The 15883-nt window shown below is 56.7% G+C and carries 17 protein-coding genes and 1 pseudogene; 15 read left to right on the top strand and 3 right to left on the bottom strand.

Features of this window, described 5'->3' with window-relative positions:
• Nucleotides 1-18: 18 nt before the first annotated feature.
• Nucleotides 19-471 carry a hypothetical protein gene (locus Q7J58_RS20620; RefSeq protein WP_304831716.1) on the bottom strand — a complete coding sequence of 151 codons (453 nt, stop codon included), beginning with the start codon at nt 469-471 and terminating at the stop codon, nt 19-21.
• A gap of 131 nt (nt 472-602) precedes the next feature.
• On the opposite strand from Q7J58_RS20620, the gene Q7J58_RS20625 reads away from it, so the two are divergent.
• Both Q7J58_RS20625 and Q7J58_RS20630 read left to right on the top strand, forming a co-directional pair.
• Nucleotides 603-1226, top strand: a complete 624-nt coding sequence (locus tag Q7J58_RS20625; protein ID WP_304831718.1) for a DUF924 family protein — start codon at nt 603-605, stop codon at nt 1224-1226.
• 192 nt (nt 1227-1418) lie between these two features.
• The gene (locus Q7J58_RS20630; protein ID WP_304831767.1) at nt 1419-3269 is read left to right on the top strand and encodes a choice-of-anchor I family protein; all 1851 of its coding nucleotides are present in this window, start codon (nt 1419-1421) and stop codon (nt 3267-3269) included.
• Between the two features lie 113 nt (nt 3270-3382).
• Here the strand turns inward: Q7J58_RS20630 and Q7J58_RS20635 are convergent, their stop codons facing one another.
• Together Q7J58_RS20635 and Q7J58_RS20640 are read right to left on the bottom strand one after the other, a co-directional pair.
• Nucleotides 3383-3751 (bottom strand): hypothetical protein, encoded by a 369-nt coding sequence (locus Q7J58_RS20635; RefSeq protein WP_304831720.1) that lies wholly within the window; start codon nt 3749-3751, stop codon nt 3383-3385.
• A 148-nt stretch (nt 3752-3899) separates the two neighbouring features.
• Nucleotides 3900-4223 (bottom strand): hypothetical protein, encoded by a 324-nt coding sequence (locus tag Q7J58_RS20640; RefSeq protein ID WP_304831722.1) that lies wholly within the window; start codon nt 4221-4223, stop codon nt 3900-3902.
• A gap of 215 nt (nt 4224-4438) precedes the next feature.
• On the opposite strand from Q7J58_RS20640, the gene Q7J58_RS20645 reads away from it, so the two are divergent.
• The 13 genes and pseudogenes from Q7J58_RS20645 to Q7J58_RS20700 all read left to right on the top strand — a co-directional run bounded on the left by Q7J58_RS20645 (nt 4439) and on the right by Q7J58_RS20700 (nt 15847).
• Complete coding sequence (locus Q7J58_RS20645) at nt 4439-6289, top strand: glutamine--tRNA ligase/YqeY domain fusion protein (RefSeq protein ID WP_304831724.1); 1851 nt, start codon at nt 4439-4441, stop codon at nt 6287-6289.
• A gap of 79 nt (nt 6290-6368) precedes the next feature.
• Entirely contained in the window at nt 6369-9869 is a 3501-nt protein-coding gene (locus Q7J58_RS20650) for a hypothetical protein (RefSeq protein WP_304831726.1), read from the top strand.
• Nucleotides 9850-10302 (top strand): hypothetical protein, encoded by a 453-nt coding sequence (locus Q7J58_RS20655; RefSeq protein ID WP_304831727.1) that lies wholly within the window; start codon nt 9850-9852, stop codon nt 10300-10302. Before Q7J58_RS20650 ends, Q7J58_RS20655 begins: the two co-directional genes overlap by 20 nt.
• Nucleotides 10293-11516: a response regulator gene (locus tag Q7J58_RS20660; protein WP_304831729.1), complete on the top strand. Its 1224-nt coding sequence runs from the start codon at nt 10293-10295 to the stop codon at nt 11514-11516. Before Q7J58_RS20655 ends, Q7J58_RS20660 begins: the two co-directional genes overlap by 10 nt.
• A gap of 116 nt (nt 11517-11632) precedes the next feature.
• Complete coding sequence (locus tag Q7J58_RS20665; RefSeq protein ID WP_304831731.1) at nt 11633-12349, top strand: AAA family ATPase; 717 nt, start codon at nt 11633-11635, stop codon at nt 12347-12349.
• Between the two features lie 33 nt (nt 12350-12382).
• Nucleotides 12383-12631, top strand: a complete 249-nt coding sequence (locus Q7J58_RS20670; RefSeq protein ID WP_304831733.1) for a type II toxin-antitoxin system Phd/YefM family antitoxin — start codon at nt 12383-12385, stop codon at nt 12629-12631.
• Nucleotides 12628-12891 (top strand): Txe/YoeB family addiction module toxin, encoded by a 264-nt coding sequence (locus tag Q7J58_RS20675; protein WP_304831735.1) that lies wholly within the window; start codon nt 12628-12630, stop codon nt 12889-12891. Before Q7J58_RS20670 ends, Q7J58_RS20675 begins: the two co-directional genes overlap by 4 nt.
• Before the next feature lie 203 nt (nt 12892-13094).
• Complete coding sequence (locus Q7J58_RS20680; RefSeq protein ID WP_304831737.1) at nt 13095-13616, top strand: helix-turn-helix transcriptional regulator; 522 nt, start codon at nt 13095-13097, stop codon at nt 13614-13616.
• On the top strand, nt 13609-14319 hold the full coding sequence (locus tag Q7J58_RS20685) for a nucleotidyl transferase AbiEii/AbiGii toxin family protein (protein WP_304831738.1): 711 nt from the start codon (nt 13609-13611) through the stop codon (nt 14317-14319). Before Q7J58_RS20680 ends, Q7J58_RS20685 begins: the two co-directional genes overlap by 8 nt.
• Nucleotides 14320-14567: 248 nt before the next feature.
• Nucleotides 14568-14804, top strand: a complete 237-nt coding sequence (locus Q7J58_RS20690; RefSeq protein ID WP_304831740.1) for a nucleotidyltransferase domain-containing protein — start codon at nt 14568-14570, stop codon at nt 14802-14804.
• 37 nt (nt 14805-14841) lie between these two features.
• Nucleotides 14842-14976, top strand: a pseudogene (locus tag Q7J58_RS23210) (HepT-like ribonuclease domain-containing protein); the annotation flags it as partial.
• Between the two features lie 123 nt (nt 14977-15099).
• Complete coding sequence (locus Q7J58_RS20695; protein WP_304831769.1) at nt 15100-15507, top strand: phage holin family protein; 408 nt, start codon at nt 15100-15102, stop codon at nt 15505-15507.
• 16 nt (nt 15508-15523) lie between these two features.
• The gene (locus tag Q7J58_RS20700; RefSeq protein WP_304831742.1) at nt 15524-15847 is read left to right on the top strand and encodes a hypothetical protein; all 324 of its coding nucleotides are present in this window, start codon (nt 15524-15526) and stop codon (nt 15845-15847) included.
• Nucleotides 15848-15883 lie beyond the last annotated feature (36 nt).

Raw genomic sequence — 15883 nt, forward strand, 5'->3', positions numbered from 1 at the left:
ACCCACCGCGCCCACCCGTCAGCGCCGACCGTGGCCGCGCCGGTCGTCGTCGCGGTCATGGCGGTCATGGCGGTCATGCCGCTTGTGGCGGCGGTCACGGCGATCGTCCCAGCGCGAACCATAGCCTGGGCTGTACACGTACACCGGCTGGGGCACCACCACCACCGGGCGCACGTACGGGTAAGGCTGCTGGTGCACCACCACCGGGCGCACAGAGAGGTGAGGCGGGTGAATCACCACCGGACGGTGCTGCACCACGGGGTACGGGTGTACCACCACCGGCGGCGCATTGGACACCCCCACCGACACGCCCGGCTGGTGAATGCCGACCGACCAATACACGCCGTTGGCGTGTGCCTGCGTCAAGCCAGCCGACAGCGCCCAAGCGCTCGCCGCCAGGGCAGACAGCGCCCAGCCACGGGTCAAGGCCGAGGTGCGGCTCCAATGGGTGTTCAAAGACAGCGTTTTCATGGTGTGCTCCTGGTTGCAAGGCAGTTGGTGCCCTGTCAGTGCATTACAGAAAAAAACGCTGTAACCTGTACCGCACGCACCGTCAAAGTGGTTGCCAGACGTAACCGGCGCCACAAACACCCGAGCCGACCATGAACCACCCCACCCCCCACACCGCCACCGCACAAGACGTGCTCAGCTTCTGGTTCGGCGACGGTCTGCAACACGACTGGCCCAGCACCGACCACAACGCCCTCTGGTTTGGCGGCGGCACCGTGCAAGACGAACACATTCGCCAACGCTTTGGCCCCTTGGTGGACGAAGCGCTCAGCGGCGGCCTGAGCAACTGGGAAGCCGAGCTCGACACCCGGCTCGCGCTCACCATCGTGCTCGACCAATTCACCCGCAACGTGCACCGCGGTCAGGCGCGCGCCTTTGCCGGCGACCCGCGCGCCCAGCAACTGGTGATGCAAACGCTCGCCACGCAGGAAGACACCCAGCTCCCCCGCGTGGGCCGCGTGTTTCTCTACATGCCCCTCATGCACGCCGAAAACCTCGCCCTGCAAGACGTGTGCGTGGCGCGCTTCACCCACCTGCTCAACACCGCACCGCCCGAACGCCGCGACACCCTGGCCGGCAACCTGCGCTTTGCCCAGCAACACCGCGACATCGTGGCCCAATACGGCCGCTTCCCGTACCGCAACGCCGCGCTGGGCCGAACAAACACACCCGAAGAAACCGAATTTCTGAAAAACGGCCCCCGCTTCGGGCAATAACACAACCGCCGCACACAGGCGCCCCAACATCGGCGTCATGCAGACGTCACCACACCGTCACACGGCGGACATGGGCGCTGCTTACAAACGTGTTTTTAACCAAAAAAACACGCCATGAAGACCATCCCCACCGCAGCCCAAGCCCCAATCCGCCAGCGTTTGCCCGTGCACCGCTTCGCCGCCACGCTGGTCATGGCAGCCGTGCTCACCGCCTGCGGCGGCAGCGACGACCCCATCACCCCGGTCGAAGCCACGCCCGCCCAACTCACGCTGCAGAAAATCGGCTCGTACCAAACCGGCCAATACGAAGTGAGCGCCGCCGAGATTCCCGCCTATGACGCCGCCAGCAAACGCCTGTTTGTGGTGAACGCCCTGGTCGGCGCCGTGGACGTGATCGACCTCAGCGACCCCACCAAACCCGTCAAACTCGGCCAGCTCGACGCCACCGCCGTGCTGGCAGGCTCGTCCATCAACAGCGTGGCCGTGTTCAACGGCACCGTGGCCGTGGCCATTCAAGCCCCCGTCAAAACCGACGCCGGCCGCATGGCCCTCTACCGAGCCAGCGACCTGAGCCTGCTCGGCTCGGCCACCGTCGGCGCGCTGCCCGACATGATCACCTTCACCCCCGACGGCAAAACCGTACTGACCGCCAACGAAGGCGAGCCCAGCGACGACTACCAGATCGACCCCGAAGGTAGCATCAGCATCATCGACGTGAGCAACCCGGCCAAACCCGTGGTGCGCACCGCCGGCTTTGGCGCCTTCACCGGCCAGGAAGCCGCCCTGCGCGCCAAAGGCATCCGCATCTACGGCCCCGGCGCCTCGGCCTCGCAAGACTTCGAACCCGAATACATCGCCATCTCGGCCGACGGCAAAACCGCCTGGGTCACGCTGCAAGAAAACAACGCCCTGGCCAAGGTGGACATCGCCACCGCCACCGTGACCGACATCTTCCCGCTGGGCTTCAAAGACTACGGCGCCACCGGCAACGAACTCGACGTCTCGGACAACGACGGCAAGACCATCAACATCAAGACCTGGCCCGGCGTGTTCGGCATGTATCAGCCCGACAGCATGGCCTCGTACGCCGTGGACGGAAAAACCTACCTGGTCACCGCCAACGAGGGCGACGCCCGCGCCTGGGGCGAAACCAACCCGCTCTACTGGGGCGACAAAACCAGCAAAACCCCCGGTGACGCCAACAAAGGCTTCGTTGAAGAATTCCGCGTCAAGCACCTGATCAACAAAAGCGGCTGGGCCGGGCGAGAGTACGACGACCTGCCACCCCAACTGAAATCACTGGCCGCCGGTGGCCTGCTCAACCCCGCCACCTTCGGCTACTGCGGCGCCATTGACGGCGACCCCAAAGGCTGCCGCGACGACGCCCAACTCGGCCGCCTGAACATCAGCTGGACCATGGGCTACCAGACCAACGCCGACGGCTCGCCCAAAAAGTTCACCGCCGCTGGCGTGGCCGACCCCACCGGCGACCGCCTCATGTACGACCAGCTCTACAGCTACGGCGCCCGCTCGTTCACCATCTGGGACGAAGACGGCGCAAAGGTATGGGACTCGGGCGCAGAAATTGAAAAATTCCTGGCCAGCGCCGACTGCAAACTCGGCAGCACACGCAACATACCCTGCGCCGACTTCTTCAACAGCGGCCACAACGAAGGCAACGCCAAAGACAGCCGCAGCGACGCCAAAGGCCCCGAGCCCGAAGGCCTGGCGTTGGGCAAAATCGGCAACAAAACCTTTGCCTTCATCGGCCTGGAGCGCATGGGTGGCGTGTTGGTGTACGACATCACCAACCCCAAAGCACCCACCCGCGTGGACTACCTGAACACCCGCGACGAGTGGCTGACCGACCCCAAAACCGAAGCCGCTGCCACCCCCAGCCGCCTGGCCGCCATTGGCGACCTCGGCCCTGAAGGCCTCACGTTCATCCCAGCCGCCCAATCGCCCAACGGCAAACCGCTGCTGATTGTGGGCAACGAAGTCAGCGGCACCACGGCGGTTCTGCAGCTCAACCTGACGTACTGAAGACGCCCTGAAGCGGCCCCTGGCAGCCGCTCACCGGAAAGCAAAAAGCCGCTCCCATGGAGCGGCTTTTTTGTACGGCATTTGCACAACGCCCATTCAAAAGCAAACGCGGTTCAGCCGCCCAACAACAGCCAAGCGCCGCCCGCCCCCAACAACACACCCGCCACCAGCCACAACCCGCTGCGCTGCACAGCCCCTGGGTTTTGGATCGCAGGCATCGGTTCATCCGTCGACGCTGTCTTTGTCGGCACCACGTCTGGCGCGGGAACGTGGGCGCCCACCCGCAAACCACTCCACGGCGAAGCCCAGTCGGCCCACAGCTGGTGGGCTTGCTGCGGCACCACCGCACCCCGCTCAACGGCGGACATCACATCCTTCCAACCCAACTGCACACGCACGCTGGGCACGAACACATCGTCCAGCTCGGTGTGCTGCCACTGGGTTTCTTCAATAGCAATGGTGTCGGGGCCGTTTCTTTGCATGATCCTCACCGGTTGAACAGGAATCTTCACCTGCGAAGAAATGTAACCAAAAACAATGGGCACACCAGCACCGCTGGTCGCATTCAGTCATCCCCTTGTAGGACAGCCTTGTGCCCTGCAGGCCCGCTCCGGCGCGCCCTGCGGCCGATCAGGCGCTGCGCTTGCCGCTGCCGTCGGAGTCGTCGCGGTTGTCGGCCAAATCGTCGGCCGCTTGCTGAGCGGCATCGCCCACCGGGTCATCGGCTTCGGCGTCTGCAGCCGCAGCGCTGCCACCGCCCACCCACTGCTCCACGGCAGAAATGACCGCGTCTTTGGCACTGGAAATCCGATCCATCACCGTGTCCAAAATACCTGAACCTGTTTCTGCAACCGCTTCAGCAGCGTTGCCGATCGCGTCGGTCACCCCCTCAACAGCGGTGTGAGCGGTATCGCCCGGGGTGTTTTCGGTGTTTTCGGTGTTTTCGATGCTCATATGGACTCCATCAGAAGTGAATACACACAAAAATATGTGCAACCCAGTGTATGAAGCCCATTGCGTCACGTTTATGACGCATTCAACGTGTTTTGGTCCATTTTAGAAGCGGATAAACCCCATTCGCAGCCATACCCACCCAGCAAGCCACCAACAGACGGCAACACGGCCAACCGCCCACCGCCACCGCAAGGGCCACGCCCTAGAATGCTTGAATGAGCCAGAACACCACCCCAAAAGCCCCCAAAAACAACCCCGCAACCCCCGCCAGCGAAGCGGCCGGCGAGCACAAAGTCAGCAACTTCCTGCGCCAGATCATTGAAAAAGACCTGGAACAAGGCACCTACGCCAGCCGCCGCTGGGCCGGCACCCCCGGCGACGCCGCCCACCACGCCGCCGGCCAGCCCGACCCCGCCAAAATCCGCACCCGCTTCCCGCCTGAGCCCAACGGCTACCTGCACGTCGGCCACGCCAAAAGCATCTGCCTCAACTTTGGCCTGGCGCGCGACTACGGCGGCGTCTGTCACATGCGCTTTGACGACACCAACCCCGAAAAAGAAGACACCGAATACGTCAACTCCATCCTGGACGCGGTGCAGTGGCTCGGCTTTGGCTGGGAAGCCAACGGCCAGAGCCACCTGTTTCAGGCCAGCGACTACTTCGGCTTCATGTACCGCGCCGCCGAACACCTGGTGCAAGCCGGCCACGCCTACGTGGACGAACAAACCGCCGAACAAATGCGCGCCGCCCGGGGCGACTTCGGCAAACCCGGCGTAGACAGCCCCTACCGCAGCCGCAGCGCGGAAGAAAACCTGGCGCGCTTTCGCGAAATGCGCGACGGCAAACACGAAGACGGCAGCATGGTGCTGCGCGCCAAGATCGACATGGCCTCGCCCAACATCAACCTGCGCGACCCCGCCATCTACCGCATCCGCCGCGCCACGCACCACAACACGGGCGACACATGGTGCATCTACCCCATGTACACCTTTGCGCACCCCATTGAGGACGCGCTGGAGCAGATCACCCACAGCATCTGCACGCTGGAATTTGAAGACCAGCGCCCGTTTTACGACTGGCTGATGGAGCGCTTGACCGAAGGCGGCCTGCTGGCAGCCCCCAATCCCAAGCAGTACGAATTTGCCCGCCTGAACCTCACCTACGTCATCACCAGCAAGCGCAAGCTGGCCCAACTGGTGTACGACCACAAAGTCAGCGGCTGGGACGACCCGCGCATGCCCACCATCGTCGGCCTGCGCCGCCGGGGCTACACGCCCGAAAGCATCCAGCTCTTTGCCGAACGCATCGGCGTGACCAAGAGCGACAGTTGGATCGACTACAGCACACTCGAAGGCTGCCTGCGCGAAGACCTGGAAAACAAAGCCCACCGTGGCATGGCCGTGCTCGACCCCGTCAAGTTGGTGCTCACCAACTGGGCAGAGGCCTTCGGCGCTGACGATTACACCGAAGACTGCACCCAGCCCGCCCTGCCCCACAGCGCCATTGCGGAGGGCCAAACCCCGCCGCCCGACCGCGTGTTCAAGATCGGCAAAGAGGTGTGGATTGAGCGCGAAGACTTTGAAGAAGCGCCGCCCAAGGGCTACAAGCGCCTGTTCCCAGGCAACGTCGTGCGCCTCAAAGGCGGCTACGTCATCGAATGCACCGGCTGCGCACGCGATGCCACCGGCACCGTGCTTGAGGTGCACGCCAAAGTCATCCCCGGCACCAAGAGCGGCACCCCCGGCGCCGACAGCGTGAAAGCCAAAGCCGCCATCACCTGGGTGAGCGTGGCCAGCGGCGTGAGCGCCGAAGTGCGCCTGTACGACCGCCTGTTCAGCGACCCGAACCCGGACGCGGGCGGGAAAGACTTTATTGAAGCACTGAACCCGAACAGCTTGAAGGTGGTGACGGCTTATGTGGAGCCTTCATTGGCTGCTGCGAAACCGGATGAGAAGTTTCAGTTTGAGCGGTTTGGATACTTTGTGGCGGATCGGGTGGATCACGTGGCTGGGGGGATGCCGGTGTTCAATAGGGTGACGGGGTTGAAAGATTCTTGGGGGAAATAGACACATTAATTTAGAGAAATGACGAACGCATAAAAACAAACATTTCCGAGATATTCAGAATTCAGGCGAGGCAACACAAATGGGCAGATCACTGAACACGTTTAAAAAAAACAAACAACCCCTCAAGTTACTACGAACACTGCAAGCACAAATACGAACATCAGGATTAGATCGATACAAGGGAATTCATAGATTTAGAACATTAACGGATTCCAAGGAATTCTTTAACCACTTCCAGATTCTTTTTCCATATAAAAACTCCCTACTCGACTACTTCGGATCGCCATTCCCAATATCTTTTTCTGGCATTTTTGCAAATAAGTCCCCAAAATCTCCAAGCAACGGCCATCGAGAAATTCTCTGGTCTGCAGCAAGATTTTTACCTTTCAAAAACGAGCTTGCTAATTTTGTTAGCCTAAGGCTGAAATACGAAGAATCAACAGCTGATGGAAACTGGACGTCGAGCAAAAGCATTCTAGACCATATCGAAGACAAGTATGGGAAATCATTGTGGTTATTGCAAAATCAACTATCAATAACGTATCTGAAAAATGCACCCCATGCATTCTCAGAAGTAGCTGACCAACTAATTGAAGATCTCAAACCGTACCCCCTATCTCAGTTTGTTCTAGCCTTTGCCAGAAAGAGAATAGAAGGAGCAGCTCTAAAAAACCAATTAATAGAGGAACTCGAACAAACCAAAGTCGCTCCATCGCTAAAAGACTATGTTCGAGCCAAGTGTCTTGACAATACTGACTCCCGTGCGAACGTCGTCACAAACTTGCTATTTTTTGACTCACAAGCTTCTTTGATTGATCATTATGAGAGCCTTATCCAGGTACTGATAGTTGCAGCCTCAGATAGAATACTGACCGACGAAAACCTCGGAAGCTCACTGCGCGCTCCACTTCAAAAGCTTTTTGATGCAACCAAAGACAGCAGACTAATTGGGCCTCTAACCACTATAGGGAAGTTGCCACAGCCCGAAACTTCACTAGATGCGACACAACGTGCGAAGATCATTGAAAGCTATACCAAAGAAGAAATCGATGAATGCATTAAGCTTTCATCTGCGTGGCTCTCAGAAAAACCGTTTGACTCAGCTGTAAGGCTCTTACGAGCGAAGGCGCAGTCCACAGTAAATATAAGATCAGATCAAAATAGCACATATCTTTCGAATATCGATCAGTATCTATTCGACATATTTACTGCTAACGAAAACTTTTTCGTTGCGCTTCATGAAATTCTACTAATCTCCGACCGGTTCTTCACCCTGCAATGGGCAAGCATACTAAAGACCAATGTTCTATATGAGGCTGGTCATGAGGAAGCAAAAAGATCTCAGATGTGGCAACGAGATGCATATGTGCGAGAAATGAACGTGTCACCGTTCACCGCAATGCTCCTTGACCATCCCCTTGATGAAGAATTTTTAGATATATCGACAATTGAGGACCTATTTCCCAACACAAAAAAAGTAGCACTAATTGCAAAGGGACTCAATTCAAGCTCAAGCTTCAATATTCCCCGAAACCTACGATACGGTGCTAGACGCGATTTGTCTGAAGAACGATACATTGACGCAGCAGAAAAATATCGAAGTGCAGCCAAAGAAGAAAAAGGTCTATTTAGAATTAAGTCGTTAGGTGGCGCTGCGCTTGCCTACGCTCTCGATGGACAATCGAAACTTTCGGTTGAAATAGTAGTTGACGCATACCTTGAAAATCCAAATGCGCCCACCGCGCTACCATTCGAGGCATTAATCAAACGTCTCGATCACCCAGAAGAATGGCCAAACAGCATAAAGCTCGGAATCTTGCAGGAACTACATGCACAAAATGCCGGAGAATCTGACCTTAGTCACCAGAGACTTGCCTTTGAAACGTTTTGTGTGAATAACAATGTAACCAGTCCTCGCGACCTCAGCAATAGGATTGAGGAGCTAGGAGAAAAGAGTGTTGTATTTTACTTGGAGAAAGTTTGGCGTCCAGAAATTATGCGGCAAACTCTTCTCTATGATAACGACAATGCTATTGAAGAAGCGCGTATTGAAGTTTGCAAGGTCCTAGCGCAAATAAATCCAGCAAATGCGCGCTTGTATCAAGAAGAGCTAGCAGCAAGAATTAAGCAACAAGAAATCTCGAAAGCGACCGCCTTAGTTGAATCGAGCCGAGTCTACGTCGACATTGAGGCCATCAAGCGAAGTCTCAAGGGCAAGATTGGAAAAACATATGCACAATATAAAAGCTCCGCTTCTCAAGCGCAAAAATCCAACGATTTAATTCTTGAAAAACTTAGTGACATCTTGACCGAGTCAAATATTGCCTCGCTGCCAACAATGCTGTCACAGCTGCACGTTTTTGATCAAAAAGCCTCATCGGAACCAACCGATTTACAGTTTAACGTTATTTTCAACGAAATTACTCGGGAATTTCTTCAGGGCGACCACGGTTTGAATGCGTACCTTAGCACTAGAGTGCGGCATGGAAAGCTAGTAGATGCATTGAGGAAGCCGGTAATGGATGAGCATCTTGTCACTCAAAAAACTACTACCGGTCAATACGTTCCTAATACTTATTGGAATTCGTCATCCGATAAACTGACTCTCGAAAAGATCCTTCTAGCGCTAGAAAAATTCTCGCTTGCATTTGATGAAATCCTTAGCCTCACTAGAGATAACCTAATTCAGATACAGATACTCGATACGGCACTACAAAAAGCAAACAGAGCTGCCGGTCTATTTATATATCGCTCGTCACAGCTCGAAAGATCATTGCTTCAAAAATACGATAGCGGATTCAAAGACCTTGAAGAACTTATAAATAAGTGTGTTGATTCGCTTTGGGAAAAGACAGATATCAACCTCAAAGAGGTTCAAATAGAATTAGATTCAGCTGTACGTTCGCGTGTAATCACCCAATTTGATACTTTAGGAACGGAACTAGTCGCGATCTGTGGCGGATTTGTTCCAGCAGCACTTTCGTCGGCCACAGCAAGAGCGCGCACTGCAACACAGCAGGCCCTTGACGGTGTAATTGGTTGGTTTCGAAGAAACGAAGTCTATGATCGGCACGACTACGACGTGGATTTTCCGCCAAGAATTGCCGCGTCAATGGTTCTTCGAACAATGTCGCTTCCCGAAACTTGGGATGGTCCCGAAATAAACATAGCTGAACAGCTAGACAAGTTGCCAGGTCGTTCACTCGATGGAATGGTCGACATTTACTACGTTCTGTTTGAAAACGCTGTAAAGCATTCAGTTCAGGAAGGCCTAAGGCCAGATGTAAAAATCGATGTCAAGTATGCTCAAGGAAATTTTGCATGCACGGTGGTATCAGCAGCGAAAAAGCCCACTGAGAGTCAACTCGCTCACCTTCAAGAGGTACGCGAAACCTTGGTCAGCCCAGAATCACGTCGCCTAGCACAGGTAGAGGGAAGAAGCGGCTTTCGGAAGATTTGGATGACCTTGGACAACACTCTGTACAAAGCACCCGAACTGATATTTGAGCATCAAGAAGACGGATTCTTTAGAGTAAATATTTCATTTAGAACTTCCAGCAATGAACCTTCTATTTATTGAAGATGACGACGACAAGGCTGAACGCATCGCTGCAGTCGTAGGGTCTCGGGCGCCTGAAATTCACCTCCATAGAGCGAAATCTTTTGATAGTGCATTACGCAGGATTGTTCATGACCGTGTGAATTTGGATGGCATTCTATTGGACATGAGCATGCCAAATTATGATAAATCCGATAGCCGTCCAGAGGCATTCGCGGGTCGTGACCTATTGAAGCAATGCAAACTCCGAAGAATTTCCATACCGACTATTGTTATCACAATGTTTGATCTATTTGGAGCACCACCCGATCAATTAACATTCAACGAACTAGATGACCAGTTAAAGACAGAGTTTGCACCGGTCTACGTTGGTATGATTTATTACAGCTCAGCCCAAGAAGGCTGGAAGAACGAACTAATCAATCTGATTGAGAGGATGAAAGAATGCCCCTAAGAGTACTTATCGTAGATGATGATCATCTAAAGGTGCAGCAAATCAGAGAGGTGCTTGAGAGAGAGAAGATTGCATGCACATTCGAACACTGCTCATCTGGGGCCTCAGCCCGCACCAAACTTCGACAGGATACTTATGATCTTCTGTTAATTGACCTCTGCCTACCAGATACAGCAGGCGGCAAGCCGAAACTCGAAGGTGGAATTGATTTCTTTGATATATTGTGCGCCGATCCAGTCTCTCACATCCCGAGCACCACCTCTTTTATTACAGCAGTTCAGCCTGTAAGTGATGTTTGCAAAAATAGGCTCTTAGAACACGGGGTCTCGCTTTGCGAGTTCTCATCAGCAAGCAATTCATGGCAGAAAACAATTCTTGGCCTAGCCAAAAGATCCGCTCGAATAGCAAAAAGCAATGAGAGCATTCCTGTTGATTTTGCAATACTAACTGCATTGGATAACCCTGAATTGAATGCTGTTCTGGCACTACCGTACGATTGGGTGCCCCATCATTTTTCGGATGATCCAACGACGTATTATCGTGGGCAGATTAGTATCGCTGGAAAGAAGTCCACTTTCGTGGCTGCAAGCGCGCAGAAGAAGGGAATGGCATGGTCCTCGTCACTTGCTACAAAGATGATTTTGAGGTTTAAGCCTAAAATTATCGCCATGACAGGAATCTGCGCTGGTGTTAAAGGAAAGACTTCGCTGGGTGATGTAGTAATTGCCGACCCAACATGGGATTGGGGCAGTGGAAAACATGCCGAGAGTGAAATAGGATCGCCAGTCTTCCGCCTATCTCCTGTCCAACGTCCACTCAGCTCCGTGCTATCGAGCATATGCTATGAAATTAGTCGATCCGAAACCTTTAAACAAAAAATCAGAGCTAATTGGAGCTCATCAAGCCCTGCAGGTCAATTTTCTGCTCATGTTGGGCCAATGGCCTCTGGGGCAAGTGTAATAGCAAACAACTCTACGGCAGCGCTGATTTCTGAGCAAAATCGCGATCTAATTGCCATTGAGATGGAGGCATTCGCAGTCATGGCAGCGTCAGAATACGCGATCACTCCTTCCCCGATGAGTATTGCAATAAAGTCTGTATGCGATTTCGCAGATAATGAAAAGGGCGACGACTGGCAAGCCTATGCTGCCTATACGAGCGCTCAATTCGCAAATGCGTTTTTTGCAGCCTACGTAGGACGAATTAATAACTAATCCAGGGATTTAAATAAAATTTGCCTATTTTACTCAAGTTGAATTAAAAGTTATTCCCAGAATATTCGGGGTCAGATTCTAATTAATCCAAGTTAAAAACAGCAACAGCAAACCGCATGCTAGAAACCCAGCCCCGCGCCATCATCATTGCAGGCCCCAACGGGGCAGGCAAAACCACTTTTGCGCGCGAGTTTCTGCCGGTGGAGGAGCAATGCCCGGTGTTCGTCAATGCCGACCTGATTGCAGCGGGACTGTCGCCCTTTGCGCCCGAGGCTGCTGCCATCAAGGCGGGACGCATCATGCTGGCGGAAATCGATGACCATGTGGCCCACTGCCGCAGCTTTGCGCTGGAGACCACGTTGTCTGGCCGGGCGTATGCGGCCAAGGTGCAGCACTGGCGGGCGCTGGGCTATCAGGTCAGCTTGTATTTTTTGCAACTGCCCACCTCTGAAATGGCCATTGAGCGGGTGCGCTTGCGGGTGGCCCAAGGCGGGCACCATATTCCAGACGACGTGGTTCGGCGTCGGTTTGCTGCGGGGTTGCAGCAGTTCGAAAACACCTACAAGCCCATCGTCAACGCCTGGTTTTTGTACGGTCAACCCGCACCGCCATCCCACACTGCTGGCCAGAGGAACCCAGCGATGAACACCGTTCTGAACACATCCCCTCTTGCGCTTGACCCCGCCCAAGCGGCCTTGAATGCACTGGCCCGTGCCGGGTTGCGTGCCGCCGAAGAAGCCCAACGCGCCAACACCCACATGGTGTTGGCTGAAAACGGGCAGGTGGTGCATGTCAGCCCGCAGGCGTATTTGCATTTGACTATTCGTACTTAAAAACGTACGCCTCTCCCTCTTTCGGAGATTCCCATGACCGCCACCACCCTCACCGCCAGCGAAGCCCGCGCCAACCTTTACCACCTGATGGACCAGACGGCAGAGTCGCACCAGCCTGTGACCATCGTGGGCAAGCGCCACGACGCGGTGCTGGTGTCTGCCGAAGACTGGCAGGCCATTCAGGAAACGCTGGTCCTGCTCTCGGTGCCGGGCATGCGCGAGTCGATCAAGGCGGGCATGGCCGAGCCAGTGGACGGCTGCGCCACGGAGCCAGGCTGGTGAGCTGGAACCTCGTCTTTACCAAGCACGCGCAGAAAGATGCGCAAAAACTCGCCGCCAGTGGCTTGAAGTCGAAAGCGCAGGAACTGCTGGCCGCGATCCGGGGAAACCCGTTTCAAAACCCGCCGCCCTACGAGAAGCTGGTGGGCGATCTGGCGGGAGCGTATTTCCGCCGCATCAACATCCAGCACCGGCTGGTGTATCAGGTGCTGGAAGCGGAACACACGGTGAAGGTGCTGCGCATGTGGTCGCACTACGGGTAGAGAAATCTCAACAAGGTCAGGTCTTGTCTTGAGAATTCGGGGTCAGCACCTTGATGCTGTGGTGGCGGCAGAGGTGGCCATGTCGGCCCAGGCGTGGCCTTCGCTCTGGCAGCGTCCAAGTGCTTGACGGCTTGTGTGGGAAATTCAAAAAAAGTGTTTCTCAAACTTGACAACATCGTCATATTGAACAGAATGAGAAACACATGTCAGCAAAACCACCCCTTTCGACCCCCCAAAGCACCACCCAGCTGCAGGCCCTGGGCACGCAGCTTCGCGCGCGCCGCAAGGCGTTGCGGGTGAGCAGCACAGCGGCAGCGGAGGCCGCAGGCATTTCGCGGGTGACGCTGCATCGCATCGAGAAGGGGGAGCCTTCTGTGGCGGCGGGCGCCTGGGCCAACGCCATGGCGGCGCTGGGTATGTCGCTGGTGGCGCTCAACGCCGAAGACGCACACGGCACGCGCCCCGAAGGTGCCAACGGGCCGGATCTACCCAACTGGATACCCGTGCGTGTGCGCCTGGCGGACTATCCGCAGCTCAAGGCACTGGCCTGGCAGGTGCACGGAACCGACGCGCTCACGCCCATGGAGGCCCTGGGCATTTACGAGCGCAACGCGCGCCATCTGGATACGGCGGCCATGTCGCCCGCCGAGCAGGCGCTGCTGCAGGCCTTGCGCACGGGCGTGGGCCAGGGGGATGCGGCGGCAGTGGGTACGTCCGATGTTTGAACGCCCGCACCACCAGCGCATTGCGCATGTGCTGGCCGTGCTGGATGGCGAATTGCTGCGCCAGCATGGCTGCCTGTTCGGTGGGGGCACCTGCATCGCTCTGCGCCACGGTGAGTACCGGGAGTCCGTTGACATCGACTTTCTGGTGTCGGACGCAGCAGGTTACCGAGAACTGCGCCAGTCACTCACGGGGCCAGCAGGGCTCAACGCGCTTGTTCGGGCCGGAGCGCAGCCATTGACCATGCTGCGCGACGTGCGTGCCGATCAGTACGGCTTGCGCACGGTGGTGCAGATGGACGGTCAGGCGATCAAGTTTGAAATCGTCCGCGAGGCCCGGATCGCACTGGAGACGCCCGGCCCGGAAGATGTGGTGTGCGGCATCGGCACGCTGACGCGGCTCGACCTGGCAAGCTCCAAACTGCTGGCCAACTCAGACCGTCAGGCAGACGATGGCGTGTTCAGCCGCGATGTGATCGACCTGGCGATGATGGACCTGCGCCTGCCCTTGTTGCGCGCGGCGCTGACCAAGGCCACACAAGCCTATGGAACTGCCGTGGCGCGCGACCTGGGCAAGGCGATTGACCGCCTGCAAGAGCGCCAGGGCTGGCTGGAGCGGTGCATGCAGACCATGGCCATGACGATGCCACGGGCCGTGCTCTGGCAAAAAGTCCGTGCCTTGCGCAGGGTGTTGAAGGCCGACTGAGGCGATGCGGGTCGAACCGAGCAACATACGACAGCTGACTGAAAAATACCCAAAGTGGGTATGAAAGAACCCAATATGGGTATCAGATCCACCCCATCTTCGTCGACAGCCGAAGCCCTGTTCCCCAAGGTGCGCCCGCGCGTGCTGGCGGTTCTGATTGGTGGGCCAAACCGCAGCTTTTACACGAACGAGGTGATCGACTTGGCTGGTGCGGGCATGCTCACGGTGCGCAAATCCGCGAGATCGCGATGCGCCACCGCGTGGCCGGTGTGAGCGTGTTCGGCTCGGCCATTCATGGTGACGATGTCGAGGGCAGCGATCTGGATGTGCTGGTGGACCCGACGTCCGCGACCACGCTGCTGGACATTGGCGCGATCAGCTACGAGCTGAAAGCGTTGCTGGGTATGGAGGTGGACGTGTTGACGCCCAATGGTCTGCCAGACAGCTTTCGCGAGCAGGTGCTTCGCGAGGCGGTGCGGCTGTGAGGCGCCAGCATCCGCTGCGGCGGACTACCTGCAGCACATGGCGCAGGCGATTGACAACATCCAGAGCTACACGGCAGGCATGGATGGCACGAGCTTCAAGGCAGACCGCAAAACGCAAGACGCGGTGATCCGCCAGCTGGAGATCATGGGCAAGGAAAGCGCAGTTGTCGGTACCGACGCCGTCCGTCTTCAACACCCCTCTGCCGGTACACGCCGCAACGCCGCCTCAGGTCTGAAGTCACCGATACTTCCGCTTCCAGCCGTCGGATCACGCGGCGCCAGTCACTTTCACGCCATGCTCACCAACCTCACCCCCTTTTTGCTCCACTGGGCCATCACCGCCGTTTCGCTGTGGGTGGCCAGCCACCTGTTCAAAGGCATTCGTTTTGGCAGCACAGGCGCGCTGGTGGTGTCGGCCCTGCTGCTGGGCCTGGCCAACGCGGTGGTGCGGCCGCTGCTGGTGCTGCTGACGCTGCCGCTGACACTGATCACCTTTGGCCTGTTTTTGCTGGTGATCAACGCGCTGATGCTGTTGCTGGTGGCGAAGCTGGTGGACGGCTTCAAGGTGGATGGGTTCTGGACGGCGCTGTGGGCGAGCATGTTCATTGCGCTGCTGAGCCTGGTGCTGGGCGCTTTTGTGCTGGGCGGCTCGCCCGACTTCACCATAGAGACGGGTCCGGCGCCGGGGCAGGTGTGGCTTTGAACCGCAGGCGCCACCCGTGCCCCGCCACCACCACCACGTTTACGTGATTGAGTTGCACCCGGACGTGCTGCTGGAGCCCAGATTTCGCCGCTGCAACCCGGGTTATGTGGTGGGCATGCCCTGTGTGTATGTGGGCATGACGGGGCTGGACCCGGACGTGCGGTTTGACAAACACAAAGCGGGCATACAGGCCAACACCTACGCGATGAAATACGGCCTGCGCCTGCTGCCCGACCTGTACGAGGGCTTCAACCCCATGACGTACAAGGTGGCACAGGTGCGCGAGGTGGAGATGGGCATTGACCTGCGCTCAGCCGGGTTTGGGGTGTGGCAGGCCTGAGAGGCTTTCGCAAAGGTACCCGCTGGCCGCTCCCGC

Source organism: Hydrogenophaga sp. (assembly GCF_030656115.1).
Taxonomy (GTDB): domain Bacteria; phylum Pseudomonadota; class Gammaproteobacteria; order Burkholderiales; family Burkholderiaceae_C; genus Hydrogenophaga.

Excerpts from the sequence above, each read along its gene's own strand:
- Q7J58_RS20620 (WP_304831716.1), bottom strand. The coding sequence starts at position 471 with ATGAAAACGCTGTCTTTGAACACCCATTGGAGCCGCACCTCGGCCTTG.
- Q7J58_RS20625 (WP_304831718.1), top strand. The coding sequence starts at position 603 with ATGAACCACCCCACCCCCCACACCGCCACCGCACAAGACGTGCTCAGC.
- Q7J58_RS20630 (WP_304831767.1), top strand. The coding sequence starts at position 1,419 with ATGGCAGCCGTGCTCACCGCCTGCGGCGGCAGCGACGACCCCATCACC.
- Q7J58_RS20635 (WP_304831720.1), bottom strand. The coding sequence starts at position 3,751 with ATGCAAAGAAACGGCCCCGACACCATTGCTATTGAAGAAACCCAGTGG.
- Q7J58_RS20640 (WP_304831722.1), bottom strand. The coding sequence starts at position 4,223 with ATGAGCATCGAAAACACCGAAAACACCGAAAACACCCCGGGCGATACC.
- Q7J58_RS20645 (WP_304831724.1), top strand. The coding sequence starts at position 4,439 with ATGAGCCAGAACACCACCCCAAAAGCCCCCAAAAACAACCCCGCAACC.
- Q7J58_RS20650 (WP_304831726.1), top strand. The coding sequence starts at position 6,369 with ATGGGCAGATCACTGAACACGTTTAAAAAAAACAAACAACCCCTCAAG.
- Q7J58_RS20655 (WP_304831727.1), top strand. The coding sequence starts at position 9,850 with ATGAACCTTCTATTTATTGAAGATGACGACGACAAGGCTGAACGCATC.
- Q7J58_RS20660 (WP_304831729.1), top strand. The coding sequence starts at position 10,293 with ATGCCCCTAAGAGTACTTATCGTAGATGATGATCATCTAAAGGTGCAG.
- Q7J58_RS20665 (WP_304831731.1), top strand. The coding sequence starts at position 11,633 with ATGCTAGAAACCCAGCCCCGCGCCATCATCATTGCAGGCCCCAACGGG.
- Q7J58_RS20670 (WP_304831733.1), top strand. The coding sequence starts at position 12,383 with ATGACCGCCACCACCCTCACCGCCAGCGAAGCCCGCGCCAACCTTTAC.
- Q7J58_RS20680 (WP_304831737.1), top strand. The coding sequence starts at position 13,095 with ATGTCAGCAAAACCACCCCTTTCGACCCCCCAAAGCACCACCCAGCTG.
- Q7J58_RS20685 (WP_304831738.1), top strand. The coding sequence starts at position 13,609 with ATGTTTGAACGCCCGCACCACCAGCGCATTGCGCATGTGCTGGCCGTG.
- Q7J58_RS20690 (WP_304831740.1), top strand. The coding sequence starts at position 14,568 with ATGCGCCACCGCGTGGCCGGTGTGAGCGTGTTCGGCTCGGCCATTCAT.
- Q7J58_RS20695 (WP_304831769.1), top strand. The coding sequence starts at position 15,100 with ATGCTCACCAACCTCACCCCCTTTTTGCTCCACTGGGCCATCACCGCC.